Genomic DNA, 17286 nt, shown 5'->3' on the forward strand with positions numbered 1-17286 from the left:
GGCTGTGCATCGCCAATTTAGAAAGCTCACCAAAACCAAAGGTGCTTTTCCTAATGAAAATAGCTTGTTGAAGCTACTTTACGCAGGCATATTAAACGCCTCAGATAAATGGACCATGCCAATCCACAATTGGAGCCTTTGTTTATCTCAGTTAGCGATTTATTTTGAAGGACGTTTAGATAGCGTGCTGGAAATTTAAAAATTAGCCTGACACAGAATTTTGAACGCCCTCGAAGCAATAAAACTTTTATCGATTTTTAACACGCTGATGGGGAACAACTTTATATGTTCAAGGGATGAAAATCCGGTACCAAAATCGTCCAACGCAAATCGCACTCCAAGTTGGGCTATTTTATCGAGGATCTTGGCATGTTCGTGGGGTTCTTCAATCAAACAGTTTTCAGTAATTTCCAACTCAAGTGCACTGGGCGCTAGCCCTGTCACGTTAAGAACATGGGCGATTTTCTCATATAAGTTGATATGCCCAATTTGAGATGCAGATAAGTTCACTGCAATGGTAAAGCGATGCCCTGTTGATGCTAATTGGCTCAGCCAATATTGGGCCTGTCGGCAGGCTTCATACAATACCCAGTCACCTATTTCTTCCATTAACCCAATTTCTTCTGCTATGGGCAGAAATTGGTCCGGAGAAATCAAACCATCTTCGGGATGCTGCCAACGAATTAACGCCTCCATTCCCACCATATGGTGTGTTTGCGCGTCAACTTGCACCTGATAATAAACCTTAAACTGATTCTGCCTTAAGGCCATTTTTAAGCTGGACTCGATATGATTGCGGTAGCGGACTTCTTTATCTAGCGCCTCGGAATAAAACTGGATCTGATTGCGTCCCATTTTCTTAGCACGATACATGGCGATATCGGCGCATTTCATTAACTCAGAGCTATCAGAGGCGGCTTCATTATAAAATGCCACGCCAATACTGGCGCCAATCATCACATCGTTATCTCCAAGGCAAAACACTTCTTCAAAAGCTTTAAGTAGACGGTTAGCCACAATCATGGGGAAATATTTGTAGTCATTGTCAGTCACTAACACCACAAATTCATCCCCGCCTAAACGAGCAATGACGTCACCATCCCGTAACACGGCGCTGAGTCTCGATGCGACTTTCACCAACAAAATATCACCCGTCTGGTGACCTAACGTGTCATTAATCGCTTTAAAATCATCAAGATCAAGTAAAATCACGGCTAAAAAATCATTACTGCGTTTTGCTCTTGCAATGGCGCGATTTAAACACAGCTCAAATCCATAACGATTCATCAATTTGGTGAGTGAATCGTGCTCCGCCAGTTCTTTCAGTTTTTGATGGCTATTTCGTAGGGCAAGTGCCATTGAGGCGCGCTGTTTAGCGTAACGAATTGAACGACTCAGGATTCTTGAGTTAACTTCATCTTTAAGTAAGAAATCTTGGGCACCTAACTCAATACAACGCTGAGCGAGTTTTTCATCTTCGTAACGGCTCAACATCACCACCACAGTTTGATCTTGAGTCATAGAATTGAGCTTGATAAGCACTTCTAAGCCATTAGCATCGGGCAATAGGTAATCGAGTAGAATCCCGTCAAAATGACGCTCCAAGGCAAGATTCAATCCATCAAAAGCACAGTTTGCTTCAACCACATTAAAAGCTAACTTGGACTGTCGTAGCGCTCGAATAATAGCGGTTCTATCAACTTCATCATCATCGATAAGTAGTAAATCCATATACACATCCTATACGCTTGGAAGCTCAACGATGCGCCAGTAGCCTTCCAACATATTAAAAATATTGTGGAAACCATCTTTAATATCTGTTTTAACCATGTAACCAGCCACATGGTGACGGTAGGCTCTCATCCGATCTTCATCGGTACTAGAAGTCGTCAGCATAAATACAACGGAAGAAGACAACGTCGGATCAGAACGAATATGTTCAAGAAATTCAAAACCATTCATTCTGGGCATATTGAGATCGAGCAAGATCAAGTATGACCCCTTGATAGCGTTGGTATGCGTCAGAATTGTAAGTGCTTCAAGCCCATCCCTCGCTCGCACAAGAGGATTAAGCAAACGCAGCTGCTTCATCGCCCTCTGCACCGCCATATAATCCACATCGTCATCATCAACCAACAGAATGGTCACTTGTTTATAGTCATGGCTATTACTCATACCGCCTCCTTGTTGACTATGTGCATCGGCCAGCTAAACCTAAAGCAACAACCTCGCCCCGCTGATTCAAGTAGAATTTCTCCCCCTAGACTTTCAACCGTCTTTTTGACAAGCGACAATCCCAAACCGCTTCCCTCGACTTCGTCTCTTGGTCTAAGAGTTTGAAACATTTCAAATACTTTGTGGTGAAACTGGGCAGAAATTCCAGGTCCATCATCAATCACGCTAAACCAGTAATAGTGGCCTTTTGTTTCACATTGCACCTTAAGTACACCACCACCTCTATCATGGTGTTTAATGGCATTGCTAATTAAATTCCGAACGACTAGTTCTAAGAGCGTTTTAACCGTTTTAAATCGTGGAAAATTACCTTCGATGACCAATTCAAATCCCTGAGGCGGAGCGACCAAAGCGAACATATCTTCGACCAGTTGTCGACAATCAGTGTCAACCATTTCAATATCAACACGCCCAATGCGTGAAAACGTTAACAACCCGTCGAGCAATAACACCATTCTCTGGATACGATTCTGAATTAAGCCTAAGTATTTTTGGACATTTTCATTGGTGTTATCAGCAAGATCTTCACTTAACCAATGGGTTAGTTGCTCAATGCCTCTGAGGGGCGACTTCAAGTCATGGGAAGCAATATAGGCAAATCTATCTAGCTCTTGATTAATACGCTCCAATTCTGTCGTATGCTCGATACGCTGCGCTTCAATCCGCTTACGTTCAGAAATATTATTGATCGTCGTTAAAATGTAGATCCCATTACTAAAGTGAATAGGAGTTAATCCGACCTCGATCGCCAAACGTGTACCATCTTTGCAGCAACCAAACAGATCATCCCGCATCGACATATTCTTCGCGATGGGATGAAGCAGGTAATGAGATAGATGCTTTTTATGAATTTCCCTAAGCGATTCAGGTAGTAACATATTAATTGAACGTCCAAGTAACTCCTCCCTCGTATAACCAAAAAGCCTTTCGGCATGGGTATTGACTAAGGTAATCGCGCCTGTTTTATCAACCATAAACAGTGCACTCGGAGAAGCCTCGATGACTAGACGAAAGCGTTTTTCATTGGCAATTAATTCGGCGGTTAACATTGACTCTTGGTAACGGTTACGAGCCATACTGATCACTGCATAAAGTAAGGCAAGAATAAAGGCGCAGCCAATCACTTGCAGCCACATACTTTGGGTTTGCTCTGCAATTGAAATAAAGCGCGACTCAGAAGAAACATCTATTCGCCAAACTTGCCCTTCCATGTTTTCTAGTTTTGATTGATAAAAAACATCCTTCGGAGAGGGAAGCGCTTTGTGGGAACTAAACATTAAACTGGCATGATTTGCCTCTGAACCATCATAAATGGCAAGTTTTAGACCGGAAAAACGTTTTCCCATAATGCCCTGCATTAAATTATCCATCCGAAAAGGTGCGTAAACCACACCTATCGCTTGCTGTAGACGTTCCGCTTCTGTCACGGGTTGACCATGATAAAAAGGAACATACATCAATACACCAGCCTGAGAATTATCGGGCGTTTCCTGCACTAAGGTAACTTTGCCAGACACCTTAACTTGTCCCGAAGCAATAGCGTTTAGAATTGCAGTGCGACGAGTTGATTCGGAACACATGTCAAAACCAAATGCCCGTTGATTTCGCCAGTCGAATGGTTCTAAATATTTGATAACACAGTAAAGCTCTCTATTACCTGTGGGTGTGACGCGAAAATCAGTAAATCCCTCCTGTTGGACTTGCTGTGTAAACTCATCCAAGGATGTTGGCATCACTAGTTGAGCAAAACCTAAACCTTGAATCCCTGGGTAATAATCGGATAAACGCGCATTAGCGACATAAATTTGCCATTCACTGCGAGTGACGCCGTTGGAGGACAAAAAAAGCCCTACTCCACCACGTAAAACTTGCTCATAGGCCATCATTCTTCGGGTAACAGCTTCGGACAACTCCTGAACATGATTATTAAACCGCTCTTCGCCTCGATCTCTTAAATATTCCTCTAAAACAAACCAAGAAATACCCATAAAAGTCAGCGCGGCAAATAACATCAGCCAACTTGAACGAATCACACTAACGAAAAAACTTTTTGGAGGGCCGAAAGATTCAGGAAAACGGTCCGTGTCCATATTAGCTTCCCTAGCAAAGTTACATTTGAGTTGTCTTCCCCAAGTGTTGTTCGATTTTTATGCAAATTCAAGTTTATCCGACTATTTAAGTAGGGCTTAACATCAATATAAAAAGAAAGTGTTATGCGCTAAATCACAAAATTCAGCAAAAACTTAAATAGCCTTAACTCCCCTAAAAATTCAGTAATGCCATAGGAGTAACACACTGTCGTATGGGAAAAAAAATTTGCGTTTATGAGTAAAATTTTTTGCTTTTCTGCCACACTCTTTTTAGATAGAAAGGCGTTAGGAACAACATGAGGAATTCGTTATGGCTCATATTACTGAAGTCGTGCCCAACGATACTGAAATTGAGGCAATGACCACCCCTAGAAATAGCAAAGCAGCAGAGGCAATGCAGCACAAGCGTGAAATCAAGAAACGCTTAGAAGATTATCTCGAACGTGCCGAATTACGACGCGCATTAGGAGATGATGACTTTTTCTAAACTTCCTACTCCCATAAGGCATTATGGTCGTTTAAGTTCACGACTGTTATCCAAACCTTCACCCAGCTCCTTGGGGCTGGGTGCAAACGTTAACACTGATTTACCAAGCCGACTTTTCCTCATTTTATAAACCTGTGTCAGCCTAGTTTTATCAGCTACCGTTAAATCGGCACCACCAACGCATGCACTGCTGCATCGTTTCTCAAATAGCACAATGCAGCCATAATCATCTCATATAGACTTTATAAACTTTTAGCATAAGCTAATTAGTCTTAGTCTCATTGGGATAAAACAATATTTAACAGTTACTTGCATAAAAAATCTTCGCCATTTTCAGGCTAAAACAATTCATATTGCACCAAAATGATTCACTAAATCGATAGCAGATAAGATACTTAATCGACAAGATTTAATTGTTCTGGGTAAGAAACCTATAAAAACAACGACTTTACCGCTATGATTGAACTAATTTTAGCGCCTAAGTAGCAACAGGATTTCGGGAATGTCAGAGTCATTAGCCCAGTACCAAGAAGATTTACGTCGCTTTTCCGATGAGCTGATCCGCATTCAAACCCCGATCAAGATTTTAGACGCCATCAAATGGCCACGGGAAATGGAGGAGCGTTTTCTTTCTAGTAAAGGCACGGTTCTGCCAGCAATTACACAGGATTTTTATCAAAAAATTGCTCTGCCCTTCGATCCCGTAAAAACACAGGCTGAATTACTTTCTCTCAAACAAGACATTCATCGACGTTTAGGCAAAAAAGACAAGCTGGGCAAGATATTAGTCGCTAACGTAGACCAGTATCGTCTGGTGGTCGATATGCTGGGTCATCGAGGGACCCCTGTCTTTGGTCAGCTTAGCCAAGAACTCTACGGCAGCGCCAGCCACAGATTACATGGCGATCGCCACACTCTACGTCAATTGGGCGATAAACTCAGTTATATCTTCTCATTGCCCGCTGCGCGGCATATGAATAAGCATCACCCTAAAATCATCAGTGCCCCCGAAGCCGTGAATGTGCTGAGCCAGCGATTGGAAAAATACTTCCATAGCGATGATATGCGGGTGCGTTTGAGTGACGGGATTGTGTCTGACGCCGCGGTGGGGGGCGATACGGTCAAACTCAATAGTAAGGCCATGTTCAGCGAGTCAGATCTCAATGTGTACGAAGTTCATGAAGGGTGGGTGCATGTGGGCACCACCCTGAATGGTCGGGCTCAACCCCATGCTACTTGGCTCAGCGTCGGCTCTCCCCGCGTAGCTGCCACCCAAGAAGGGCTTGCTGTATTACTCGAAATGCTCACCCTAAGCTCAAACCCAGGCCGTGCCCGCCGTATTAGCGACCGTGTCGCAGCGGTAGATATGGCGGAAAATGGGGCCAACTTTATTGAAGTATTTAACTATTTTAGAGAGTTAAATCTTAGCGCTAAGGATAGTTATCGAGTCACACAAAGGGTGTTTCGTGGCGGTATGGTCGAAGGCGGCAGCTTTTTTACCAAAGATATTTCCTATGTGCGTGGTTATGTCGAGAACATCAACTTTATCCGCAGCGCCATCACATCGGGTTTACCCGAACTTATCCCTATGCTGTTTTTGGGCAAACTCGCCATTGAGGATATTCCCGTTCTCTATCAAGCCTGCCAAGAAGGCATCATTACGCCACCAAAATATTTACCGCCCATGTTCGACAACTTCAGCGGTTTGTATGCTTGGTTTGGTTTCGCCTCAGGATTGGCAGGAATCGATTTGAAAGGAGTGCAACGTCATTTCACTCGCCTATTTAAAGATGTGCCCAGTATCGACCCAAGCCTCGAGTTACTCGACGACACTGAATTTGATAACAACTCAGACTAACGCAGTAGTTTGCCCACAACCTCTTTAGGTAGTGGGCTTAAGCTTAAGCCGTTATCCACATCAGTTTGGGTAAAGCGTTCAAATCCAACTTATCGCCACGGGTGGCAATAGCCAGTGCTTTAGGTTTGGTTTTAGGCTCTTGATTCATGGCTGCCACTAACCCCTGCTGGGCTTCGGCTTCGCCATGCACTAGCAATAAAGGTGGTTGATCTTCAAAGTGCCGATACCAACGTAGCAACTCTGCCTGATCCGCATGGGCGGATAAGCCTCCGACGGTATGTAACTTGGCGGCAACTTTGACGCTATTACCATGGATAGTGAGCTCCTCCGCGCCGTCGACCAAGGCTCGTCCAGGCGTGCCAAGCGCTTGGAAACCACAGATAATCACATCACATTCTGGCCGCCACAGATTATGTTCCAAATGACTACGGATACGGCCACCATTACACATGCCGCTACCCGCAATAATGATCAAGCCCTGATGCACATCGTTTAATGCGATAGACTCTTCAGTAGTTTGAATAAATTCGACATTCGATAATAAGGGATGTTGCCCCGGATGCTGGCGAGTAAAACGCTTAAAATCATCATCCATTAACGGATAGTTATTAACATATACCCGTGTTGCCTCAATCGCCATTGGACTATCGAGGCAGACTTTCCAGCGAGATAAATCCCAATCTTTAGCATATAAATGAAATAGATATAAAAGCTCCTGCGCTCGCCCTACTGAGAAGGCTGGCAAAAGAATATTACCGCGGCTCTCGGTGACTGCCTTAGCAAAAATCGCCTTTAATTCGGCCAGAGTATCAGTCCAGCTTCGGTGGAAACGATCGCCGTAGGTGCTTTCCATTAACACTAAATCTGCGGTGTCGACTAAGGTGGGATTACGTAATATCGGCATACCCGCCCGGCCAAGATCACCACTAAAGACGATTTTCTTCTGGGACTTACCTTCGCCTAACCATAACTCGACTAAGGCAGAACCTAAAATATGCCCCGCATCTGAGAGGCAAATATCCACATGGGGAATAACCTGAGTCACTTGGCCGTATTCCAGCGGCACAAATTGACTAATAGCCTGTTCGGCATCTTCGACGGTGAACAGTGGCTCTAGGGGTTCAAGATCATGTTTAGCGCGCTTTTTATTGATTCTTTCGGTGTCGCGCACCTGCAGCATCGCCGCATCTTTAAGCATGATCGCGCACAGCTCTGCTGTGGCTTTATGGGTATAGATTGGCCCATCAAAACCCGCTTTGACTAAGAGTGGTAAACGCCCTGAATGGTCGATATGAGCATGGCTGAGCACAACCGCGGAAATAGACTCAGGATCGAAGGTGAAGGGCTCATGGTTACGCAATTCATCCGCTTTACCACCTTGGATTAAACCACAATCGAGTAATAAGCGTTCATGATCGACCGAGAGCAAATGGCATGAGCCGGTCACTTCCTCTGTCGCCCCTAAAAACTGCAGTGTCATCCGCATGGTGTGCCTCCAACGTGATTACCTCGTATAAAGCTAGACTATGCCCTTATTCCTAAAACAAAAAGCAATAATTAGTCGCATGCGAGCAATGTCAACTTTTGCCGTAACACTCAAGCATCAATAACCTAATAGCGGGTACAACTCACCTTGGCGCACGGTTTTATCGGCATTGATTAAGGTGCCATCACGCTGCCATTGAGCGAGTTGATCTTGAATGATGGGTTGCACTTCTTTTGCCGTCATCCCTGCGTTAATCTGGCGACTGTAGAGTAATTTCAGCAAAATATAATCGAGCCCAGTGAGTAAGTCCTGCGGGGTTTTATCGTTAAAGATGGATGGAAATACTTTTTCAGAATCATTGGGTAACCCAAGTACTTGAGTGATTTCTTCGACGATACAAGCCACTAACTTACCGTGCATTTTTGCCTGATCCACAGGAATAATTACCCAGGCGCGCTCAATCTCATTCTGAGAGTTGAGGGCAAATTTACCCATACAAACAGAGCCATGAATATTACTGGCTGCACTCGCGCCCATGAGGCGCATCACCTCATCGGCCCATTGGGATTGGCGGGTAAAGACTAAATGTAAATTAGCCTCTTCGAGCTTATCTACCTGCAAAATACTGTGACCCGTGATTTGCGCGAGATGACTTAGATGCATCTGCACCAATTGCGCATGCAGCATATTGTCGCCAACTTGGTGCTCAACAAAGACGCGCACGGTTTTTTGCCATTTTCGTACTCGGTGCTTATCTTTATCGTATTCATTTTTAAGGGCTATCTCATCGAAAGCTTGGGTGATGTAGGCTGGATTTTTCCAATCTCGAATGGATGTTGAAGCGAGATTGGGTATGTCGGCCTCTTTGGGACTTAACGTCGGGGAAACCGATGCGCAGAGTGGCGCAACAAAGGCTGCAAGTAGCGAAACAATACAGGCTAAGCCAATCGAACTCTTCCCCTTGAAGTGCTTTCGCCAGATTAACATGTTGTTATTCCTTCGATTGTCGAGGCAACTTAATAGAAATCAAGGCCGTAGTCGCGATAAAGGCTGTCGACATCCATAAGCAGGCCACCAGCCCATGACTCTGATACACCCAGCCAGAAAGCACGGTTCCCACCAAACGCCCCATAGCGTTGGCCATATAATAAAATCCAACATCGAGGGATACCGCCTCTTCGCAGGCATAACTCACAATCAAATAACTGTGCAGCGACGAGTTCACCGCAAACAGAGCACCAAATAGCATTAAGCCCAGCAACAAACTGGCTTCAGGGTAAAAACTGAACTGTATCGCGCTAGCAATCAATGCTGGGATAAAGGCCAAGATACTGGCCCAAATTAACGCGCTGCGACCATCGGGTACAGCACCGACGGCTAAGCTTTGGTGTTGGTGATTCCCAGTGATCTTAGGCGCCAAGGTTTGTACTATACCGTAGCCGATAACCCACACAGCTAAAAAGCCGCCCACCGCCCAATGATCCCAGCCAAATTTACTCGCTAGATACACAGGCAGCGCCACCACAAACCACACATCCCTGGCGGCAAACAGGAATAATCGTGCCGCCGAGAGAATGTTCACACTACGACTCTTAGAGAAAATCTCCGTAAATTTAGGCTTATTCTTGGCTTTACCTAAATCCTTCTTCAGCATCACTAAGCTAAGTAGCCATACGAGTCCGAGCATGCTCGCCATAGTGGCGATCGCCAGCTCAAATCCAAGTAAGGCAAGCAAAACACCACCGAGGAAAAATCCCGCGCCCTTGAGGGCATTTTTAGAACCCGTTAACAAGGCAACCCACTTATAAAGCTTGCCCTGCTCGCCTTTTGGTACTAGCAGTTTGATCGCGCTTTTAGCACTCATCTTATTGAGATCTTTAGCAACTCCAGAAAGCGCCTGCGCAGCCATCACCCAAGGCACGCCCGCGAGCCACAGCGGTAAACTGGCGGCAGGTACCAATAACATTCCTAATGCCAACACCTGCATACCAAGACCCAGATTCATGGTGCGATTTAACCCTAAACGCGCACCGAGATAGCCGCCCACCAGATTGGTTACGACGCCAAAAATCTCATAGAATAAGAACAACATCGCAATCGCGAATGGCGTATAACCGAGATCGTGAAAATGCAGCACCACCAACATCCGCAGCGCGCCGTCGGTTAAGGTAAAACTCCAATAATTGAAGGTGATCAGCAAATATTGCCGCACGGCGGCGGGCAATTGCATCAGTTGTTCAAATAGCTTGGCAGCAGGCACTATGCTCTCCTAAAGTGGCACATCAAGCTGACCGACTAAACGGGCGAGCTCTGCCGTACGGTTGGCATATCCCCATTCATTGTCGTACCACACGTAGAGTTTTAGCTGAGTACCATTCACCACCATGGTCGAGAGCGCATCGACAATGCTCGAACGCGGATCGGTTTTGTAATCCACCGACACCAGCGGCCGCTCTTCATAGCCTAAAATCCCCTTAAGCTCGCCCTCAGCGGCGGTTTGTAGCAGCGCATTCACTTCTTCTTCGGTCACGCTGCGTTCAAGCTCAAATACACAATCGGTTAGAGAGGCATTGGCGAGCGGCACCCGCACGGCGTGGCCATTTAGCTTGCCCTTAAGCTCAGGGAAAATATGGGTAATCGCCGTCGCGCTGCCAGTGGTGGTTGGGATTAAACTCAAACCACAGGCGCGGGCGCGACGTAAATCTTTATGTGGCGCATCGAGAATGGTTTGAGTGTTAGTAATATCGTGGATAGTCGTCATAGAACCGTGTTTGATGCCGATCTGCTCGTGGATCACTTTAACCACAGGCGCAAGGCAGTTGGTGGTACAGGAAGCCGCGGTCACAATCGGATGAATAGCCGGATCGTACAACTGGTGATTCACCCCCATCACCACATTTAACACTCCTTCCTCTTTGACGGGCGCAGTGACTACAACCCGCTTAACACCTTGATCTAAATAAGCTTGTAATAAGGCTTTGGTTTTCATCACCCCAGAGGCTTCAATCACTACATCGCATCCCGCCCAATCGGTCTCGGCAATCGTTTTATTACGTGTGGTGCGAATGCTTTTATCTTGAATGTGGATCTGATCATTACTCGCCGTCACGGAATAACACCAGCGACCATGGACAGAATCGAACTCAAGCAAGTGGGCCAAGGTAGCCGCATCCCCCGCGGGATCGTTAATCTGCACAAACTCCACCTCATCCCAGTCCCATGCCGCGCGCAGGGCTAAACGCCCCATACGGCCGAAGCCATTAATGCCGATTTTGATTGCCATGCTGATATTCCAATATGCTGATTGTGAGTTTTATATTATTAATTTTTAATATGTTATGAATAAGACGGACTTTTTACTTAAGTGATAACATCGCCATTGCCAACCCTAGTGGATGACAATGGCGCATCTTGTTAACGACGATTATTGCTAGGCCAAAAGCAAGTCTTGCTCAACGATAATGGCGGCTAATTTACTCCCTTAGCCATCCTTCAATTTCATCTCGGGTCGGTACTGAGCCGCTGTGGATTAACTCACCATCGATCACGACCGCTGGGGTTTTCATTACGTTAAATTTCAACAGGGTTTGCGGATCTGTGTCCTTTTTCACAATCGCATCCACGCCCATTTCTTCTGATATGTCCGCAATCATCTCGGCGGTTTTACTACATTTAGCGCAACCACTACCTAATACTTTGACTTGTTTCATGTTATTTCCTTAAAGATACGGTGCTGCAAAATTAAACATCCAACCTACTAACGTAAATGCCGTTAATAGCACAATCAACAGCAGCGCCAACAGGCGCCACTGCATAACTTGTTTGAGTAAAATAAATTCGGGGAAACTGGCTGCCACAGTGCTCATACAAAATGCTAGCGTAGTGCCAATTGGCAGACCGTTTGCTAGCAAGCTTTCCATGACAGGAATAATGCCTGTCGCATTCGAATAAAGGGGAATGCCGATTAATACAGCCGCGGGCACTGACCACCATTGGCCTTGACCTAAGTGGGTTTCAACCCACCCCTCAGGTACAAAACCGTGCAGGGCAGCGCCAAGACCTACGCCGATAATGACCCACTTCCAGACGCGGCCAAAAATATCAATCGCCTCAGCTTTGGCAAATTGATGACGTTCAGAAAAAGAGAGGGTTCGCTGAGTCGTTGAAACAGCATTTGATGCTGTCATCTGACGCCCACAAACGAGGGCTTCGGCGGCGAAGGATTGCAACCAACGCTCAGCCTTCATCGCATCTAGCAATAATCCGCCGAGCATACCCACCGCCATCCCCACAGCCACATAGAGCAAGGTAAATTTCCAACCGAGTAAACTCATTAGTAATAGGACAGCAACTTCATTGATCAAAGGTGAAGTGATCAAAAAGGCCATAGTGATCCCAAGGGGAATACCCGCCGAGGTAAAACCTAAAAACACAGGTATGCTAGAGCAAGAACAAAAAGGCGTGATGGCACCAAAAATCGACCCAAGCAAATAACCCACGCCCTTATTCTTACCCGCTAAATAATTGCGGACTCGCTCAACATCTAAGGACGCCCGCAGCAGGGCGATAACATAAATCATCACCACCAGCAATACGAAAATTTTACTGACATCTTCAACAAAAAAATGCACTGCGTCGCCCAAGGCCGAACCAGCATCGAGGCCAAACACACCAAACACTAGCCAAGTTGCAAAATCAGTAAATATTTGGAACATATCGCTCCTTAAAACAATGCAGACCTACACCCTGCGATTTATTAAGATTGAAACCAGTGCCGAGTGCGATTCGCAAAATACACCAGCGACAACATCACAGGCACCTCAACTAATACCCCAACCACAGTCGCGAGAGCCGCTCCCGAGTGCAGACCAAATAATGAAATAGCCACGGCGACCGCCAGCTCAAAAAAGTTAGAAGAGCCAATCATGCTCGCTGGTGCCGCAATCGCATGGGTAAGTTTTAGTTTTAAGGCTAGCCAATAGGCCAAGATAAAAATGCCATAGCTTTGAATAATCAAAGGGATAGCTATGAGTAGAATATTCTGTGGTTGACTCACAATGGTCTTCGCTTGAAAACCAAATAACAGCACAACCGTCGCGAGTAGCCCAATCACAGACCAAGGTTTGAGTTTAGCCAGTAACTGCGGCACAGCACTCGTATCATGGCGCGTCTCAAGGCGTTTTCGAGTCGCAACACCCGCAATCAAAGGCAATAACACATAGAGGACAACCGAAAGTAACAGGGTTTCCCATGGCACTTGAATATCGCTCACACCGAGTAATAATGCCGAGAGTGGCGCAAATAAAAACACCATAATGATATCGTTAACAGAGACTTGTACTAGCGTATAGTTCGGGTCACCTTTCGTCAGTTGACTCCACACAAACACCATTGCAGTACAAGGCGCCACACCGAGTAATATCATTCCCGCGATATATTCACTGGCGGTTTGTGGATCAACCCAGTCGGCAAATAGCAACTTGAAAAATAACCAGCCTAACAATGCCATAGTAAAAGGTTTAACGAGCCAGTTGATGAAAAGCGTTAACATCAATCCCTTCGGCGCTTTGCCAACATCTTTCACCGCAGAAAAATCAATCTGCACCATCATGGGATAAATCATTACCCAGATAAACAGGGCGATGACTAAATTAACATGGGCATATTCAAGCGCGGCTACAGCAGCAAATACACCGGGGACAACATTCCCCAACACAACCCCAGCAATAATGCTCAGCCCGACCCAAACACTTAAATAACGCTCAAAAATTCCCATATAAACCTCTTAATCGACTAACGGGTGGGCAAGTACAATTTGCTGTAATGCTGCCGATAAAACCCTAGGCTCGGCCTTTAAATCAACACGCAGCAAAGCACCTATCCGTCCCTCTAACAATCTGATTATTTTAAAAAATAAGACATCTTGATCTTCAACGTTCAGCTGGCTTGGATCGGGTAATCCCCAGTGCAATTTCGGGGTATTTCCTAGCAATAAAGGGCAAGTTTCGCCCGCTGCACTATCACAAACGGTGATAACCAGATCCGGCGAGAAGTCAGCTAGCGCCTCCCAACTTTTACTGTGAAGTCCTGCGGTTGAATACCCATGTTGCTGAAGATGTTTCAGGGTCATAGGATGGACCTTGCCCGATGGGGCGCTGCCAGCACTCATAAAAGTCAGTGGCAACCCCAATGCCAGTTGCCGAGCAATGGCCTCCGCTAAAATGCTCCGACAAGCATTATGTGTGCACAAAAAAAGCACGTTAAAATCGGGGGTTAGCTCCACATATTGTTCTATAGCCGCCATGACAAACTCCAATCCAGTACGTTTCAAAAGTTATATTAACAACACGCTTTTGCTCGCTCAGGCCGCCCACCCATTTGACAGAGATTACGCAGGTTCTCCTGCAAAAAGATGTCGTTATCATCACAGGTTTGGGCAAGTACCTGCTGGCACCAAGGCGCGATCTCAGTATTAATCCGATAAAACACCCATTGTCCTTGACGTCGATCGACTAACAGCCGGGCTTTTTTTAACTGAGCCAAGTGGCGCGAAACCTTGGGCTGACTTTCAGACAGCGCAGCCATCAGTTCACACACGCATAATTCCCCTTCCCGCTGGATCAGCAGCAGACATTTCAACCGAGTTTCATCGGCAAGCGCCTTAAAAAATGCGACAGGTTGCATGGTTTAGTCCAAAGGTAGATAAAATTACATATGGAATTTAATATATATGAAAAAACATATATGTATAGTTATTTTTGTAGAAACCACTCACTGGCTTAATAAAACAAACATAAAAATAAATACCTTAACCGTTGAAGATGATGATGTAGGTACGAAAATAACCCATTGGAAAGGCCATTAAAAAATGGTTACTCAGGCATAAAGTCGTGAAACCCGACCAAAAGAAATGCCAGTTAACATTAACTGGCATTTTCGATTTGCAATACTTTATATCAAGTTAATGCTGATAAGGTTCTAGGGAGTAACCAAATCAAACCTTGGGTGACAACTTACACATAAATTTTCTGACTTTTGGTGTACGTGGTGACACTTAGCACAATCCGTCTCGGTAGCAAAGTGACGGTTGTTATGGGGGTTAGTCGGTTTCAGGTTTTCAGTTTTTAGCGCCAGCTTTTCAGTGTTATGGCATTGCACACACTTAAGCATAGGCACAGCTTGACGCTCTCCTGTTCCATGGCAACTGTTACATTTAATCCCTTTTGCAGCATGGGTTTGATCGAGTAGAACATTGTCTTTTGCTATCGCACTTGCTGCGAAAATGCCCAAGACAAGAGCCAAAATAATTGTGAGATTTTTCATTTTTAAATTCCATCATTCATGTCACTGGATGCCAACTAAAAGCAGCCGCTATTGATAATTTGGCGTTTAAAGTTTCGCGACGTATTTGCCCGCTAAGTAGCCAAAGGTGTAGCAACGTCCCAGAGACAGACCGAATACTGTTAATGGGTAATCAACACCACCATAGAAGCCCGCACCCAAGTTGCCGACAATAAACAGGCCAGGAATTTCTTTACCATCCGCATCCAGTACTTGATGATTTTCGTTCACCAGAATTCCTGAACATAAGGTTGAAATTCTCATACGACGATGAATGCCGTAAAACGGCGGTTTAAGCACTGGAACCATTTTGCTGGCTGGTTTACCAAAATCTTCGTCTTTACCTTTTTTGCACAATTCGTTGTAACGATTCACGCTTGCGACAAAGGTTTTGGGATCACATTCCAGCTTCACAGCTAATTCTTCTAAGGTGTTGGCAGCGTAGGTATTGGTCAAAGAAGGGAATACACCTTTTTTCTCGCCGGGCACTTCAGGCATATAAACCTTAAGCTCCTCTGGAGAATAAAGATGACCTGGCCAATCCTTCGCTTGTGTCATGTAATCCGAATCAAATACCTGGGAGTAATGTCCCGCGTTATACTCATCCTTCAGGTAGTTATTCATTAATGACATTTCAACTGTTTCATTAACGAAGCGTTCGCCTTTACGGTTAACGGCTAAGAAAGGCATATCGCACATTGAAGCAGGGCCCGCGTCGAAGTCATGCAACATTTTGGTATGACCAACAGGTTCAATAACCCCACCGGCCCAATACGCCATGGCAAAACCATCACCGGTACGGTCCATTTGTTTGCGTTCAAAGTTTTTCAAATCTGGAATAAAGAAATCACACATGGCCTTGTTATTTTGGTAATCACCAGAAGACAGGATGACCCCTTTCTTCGCCATGTATTTGTGGTACTTACCATCACGAGTTTGAGCAATAACACCGATCACTTTGCCTGATTCGTCTTGGATCAGTTGTTGTGCAGGAGTGTTAAAGAAGAATTTTACACCTGCCTTTTCCGCTGTTTTTGCCAGTGCACGAATACCATCACCGGTTGTGTAGGGTTTAGGGCCACAGAATGAGGTCACAAAATTTAAACGATCAGATTGGTCCGCAATACCTCGAATACCATGTTGTACCTTGGTACCCTGATCGACCACTTGGCCACCACTTTGTTTCATTCGATCAATCACCCAAGTGACAGCTTCACCGGAGTTGTAAGCCCATTGTCTTAATAAACCAGGATGCGAGCGGTGAGCATTATCAGCCATCAAACGGCTTACTAACGCCTCAATAGCTGCTTTATCACTATTTTTAAGATCGATGCCAGAACCAGTGTTTCCCTGTGAAACAGGAATGGCTTGTTTTTGTAAACAGGCAACTGTGGCGCCGTTTTCTCTGGCAGATAATGCCGCAGGAACACCGGAAGCTCCGGCACCGACAACAACAACGTCAAAGGTTTGAGTCGTTGCGATATCTTTATCTGCGATCGGTTTAGGTTTAGGTAAAAAACTTAAGGTTGCACCGCCAATCTCGGCACATTCGGCACCCACTTGCAGTGGTGCAGCACTGGCAGACCCCATTCCTAAAGAGGCAAAAGCTAAACCACCACTGCCCATTGCCGCTCGAGTCAGAAAACTTCTTCGAGAGATCCCGTTTTGAAGCACACTCGCTGTGTATTGATCAATTTCTTTCGATTTATTACTCATTTGATACTCCTTTGCCCTCATTGCGAGTGGTATTGCACTCACAATGGTGCTGGGTCTATTCGTGCCCAGATTT

15 protein-coding genes and 2 pseudogenes are annotated in these 17286 nt (G+C 45.4%); 3 read left to right on the forward strand and 14 right to left on the reverse strand.

Annotated features, from left to right (window positions below; translation table 11 throughout):
* Window positions 1-199: pseudogene (locus AEA42_RS22025) on the forward strand (hypothetical protein); the annotation flags it as partial.
* A 32-nt stretch (window positions 200-231) separates the two neighbouring features.
* On the opposite strand, the pseudogene AEA42_RS20015 reads toward AEA42_RS22025, so the two are convergent.
* From AEA42_RS20015 to AEA42_RS20025, 3 genes and pseudogenes are all read right to left on the reverse strand, one after another.
* A pseudogene (locus AEA42_RS20015) lies at window positions 232-1731 on the reverse strand (EAL domain-containing protein); the annotation flags it as partial.
* Between the two features lie 9 nt (window positions 1732-1740).
* Entirely contained in the window at window positions 1741-2175 is a 435-nt protein-coding gene (locus tag AEA42_RS20020) for a response regulator (RefSeq protein ID WP_055648652.1), read from the reverse strand.
* Window positions 2172-4325: a CHASE domain-containing protein gene (locus AEA42_RS20025; RefSeq protein ID WP_055648653.1), complete on the reverse strand. Its 2154-nt coding sequence runs from the start codon at window positions 4323-4325 to the stop codon at window positions 2172-2174. Before AEA42_RS20025 ends, AEA42_RS20020 begins: the two co-directional genes overlap by 4 nt.
* A gap of 310 nt (window positions 4326-4635) precedes the next feature.
* Between AEA42_RS20025 and AEA42_RS22480 the strand changes: the two genes are divergently transcribed.
* Entirely contained in the window at window positions 4636-4812 is a 177-nt protein-coding gene (locus AEA42_RS22480; protein WP_011621344.1) for a hypothetical protein, read from the forward strand.
* A gap of 502 nt (window positions 4813-5314) precedes the next feature.
* Complete coding sequence (locus AEA42_RS20030; protein WP_037414006.1) at window positions 5315-6670, forward strand: flavohemoglobin expression-modulating QEGLA motif protein; 1356 nt, start codon at window positions 5315-5317, stop codon at window positions 6668-6670.
* 43 nt (window positions 6671-6713) lie between these two features.
* On the opposite strand, the gene AEA42_RS20035 is transcribed toward AEA42_RS20030, so the two are convergent.
* The 11 genes from AEA42_RS20035 to AEA42_RS20085 form a co-directional block, all read right to left on the reverse strand.
* The gene (locus tag AEA42_RS20035; RefSeq protein WP_055648654.1) at window positions 6714-8156 is read right to left on the reverse strand and encodes an MBL fold metallo-hydrolase; all 1443 of its coding nucleotides are present in this window, start codon (window positions 8154-8156) and stop codon (window positions 6714-6716) included.
* Between the two features lie 117 nt (window positions 8157-8273).
* Complete coding sequence (locus AEA42_RS20040) at window positions 8274-9143, reverse strand: DUF2927 domain-containing protein (protein WP_055648655.1); 870 nt, start codon at window positions 9141-9143, stop codon at window positions 8274-8276.
* Between the two features lie 4 nt (window positions 9144-9147).
* Window positions 9148-10416 carry an organoarsenical effux MFS transporter ArsJ gene (gene arsJ, locus AEA42_RS20045; protein WP_055648656.1) on the reverse strand — a complete coding sequence of 423 codons (1269 nt, stop codon included), beginning with the start codon at window positions 10414-10416 and terminating at the stop codon, window positions 9148-9150.
* Window positions 10417-10425: 9 nt separating this feature from the next.
* Window positions 10426-11439: an ArsJ-associated glyceraldehyde-3-phosphate dehydrogenase gene (locus AEA42_RS20050; RefSeq protein WP_055648657.1), complete on the reverse strand. Its 1014-nt coding sequence runs from the start codon at window positions 11437-11439 to the stop codon at window positions 10426-10428.
* A 190-nt stretch (window positions 11440-11629) separates the two neighbouring features.
* Window positions 11630-11866 (reverse strand): thioredoxin family protein, encoded by a 237-nt coding sequence (locus AEA42_RS20055; protein WP_055648658.1) that lies wholly within the window; start codon window positions 11864-11866, stop codon window positions 11630-11632.
* Between the two features lie 9 nt (window positions 11867-11875).
* Window positions 11876-12871 carry a permease gene (locus tag AEA42_RS20060; protein WP_055648659.1) on the reverse strand — a complete coding sequence of 332 codons (996 nt, stop codon included), beginning with the start codon at window positions 12869-12871 and terminating at the stop codon, window positions 11876-11878.
* Window positions 12872-12912: 41 nt separating this feature from the next.
* Complete coding sequence (gene arsB / locus AEA42_RS20065) at window positions 12913-13932, reverse strand: ACR3 family arsenite efflux transporter (RefSeq protein ID WP_037413989.1); 1020 nt, start codon at window positions 13930-13932, stop codon at window positions 12913-12915.
* A 9-nt stretch (window positions 13933-13941) separates the two neighbouring features.
* A complete protein-coding gene (locus AEA42_RS20070) occupies window positions 13942-14460 on the reverse strand; it encodes an arsenate reductase ArsC (RefSeq protein WP_055648660.1) in 519 nt (172 codons plus the stop codon).
* A 35-nt stretch (window positions 14461-14495) separates the two neighbouring features.
* Window positions 14496-14840 (reverse strand): metalloregulator ArsR/SmtB family transcription factor, encoded by a 345-nt coding sequence (locus AEA42_RS20075; protein WP_037413988.1) that lies wholly within the window; start codon window positions 14838-14840, stop codon window positions 14496-14498.
* A 294-nt stretch (window positions 14841-15134) separates the two neighbouring features.
* Window positions 15135-15479: a cytochrome c3 family protein gene (locus AEA42_RS20080; protein ID WP_037413986.1), complete on the reverse strand. Its 345-nt coding sequence runs from the start codon at window positions 15477-15479 to the stop codon at window positions 15135-15137.
* Between the two features lie 66 nt (window positions 15480-15545).
* On the reverse strand, window positions 15546-17213 hold the full coding sequence (locus AEA42_RS20085) for an FAD-binding protein (protein WP_037428680.1): 1668 nt from the start codon (window positions 17211-17213) through the stop codon (window positions 15546-15548).
* Window positions 17214-17286 lie beyond the last annotated feature (73 nt).

The organism is Shewanella sp. Sh95 (assembly GCF_001308045.1).
GTDB lineage: Bacteria > Pseudomonadota > Gammaproteobacteria > Enterobacterales > Shewanellaceae > Shewanella > Shewanella xiamenensis.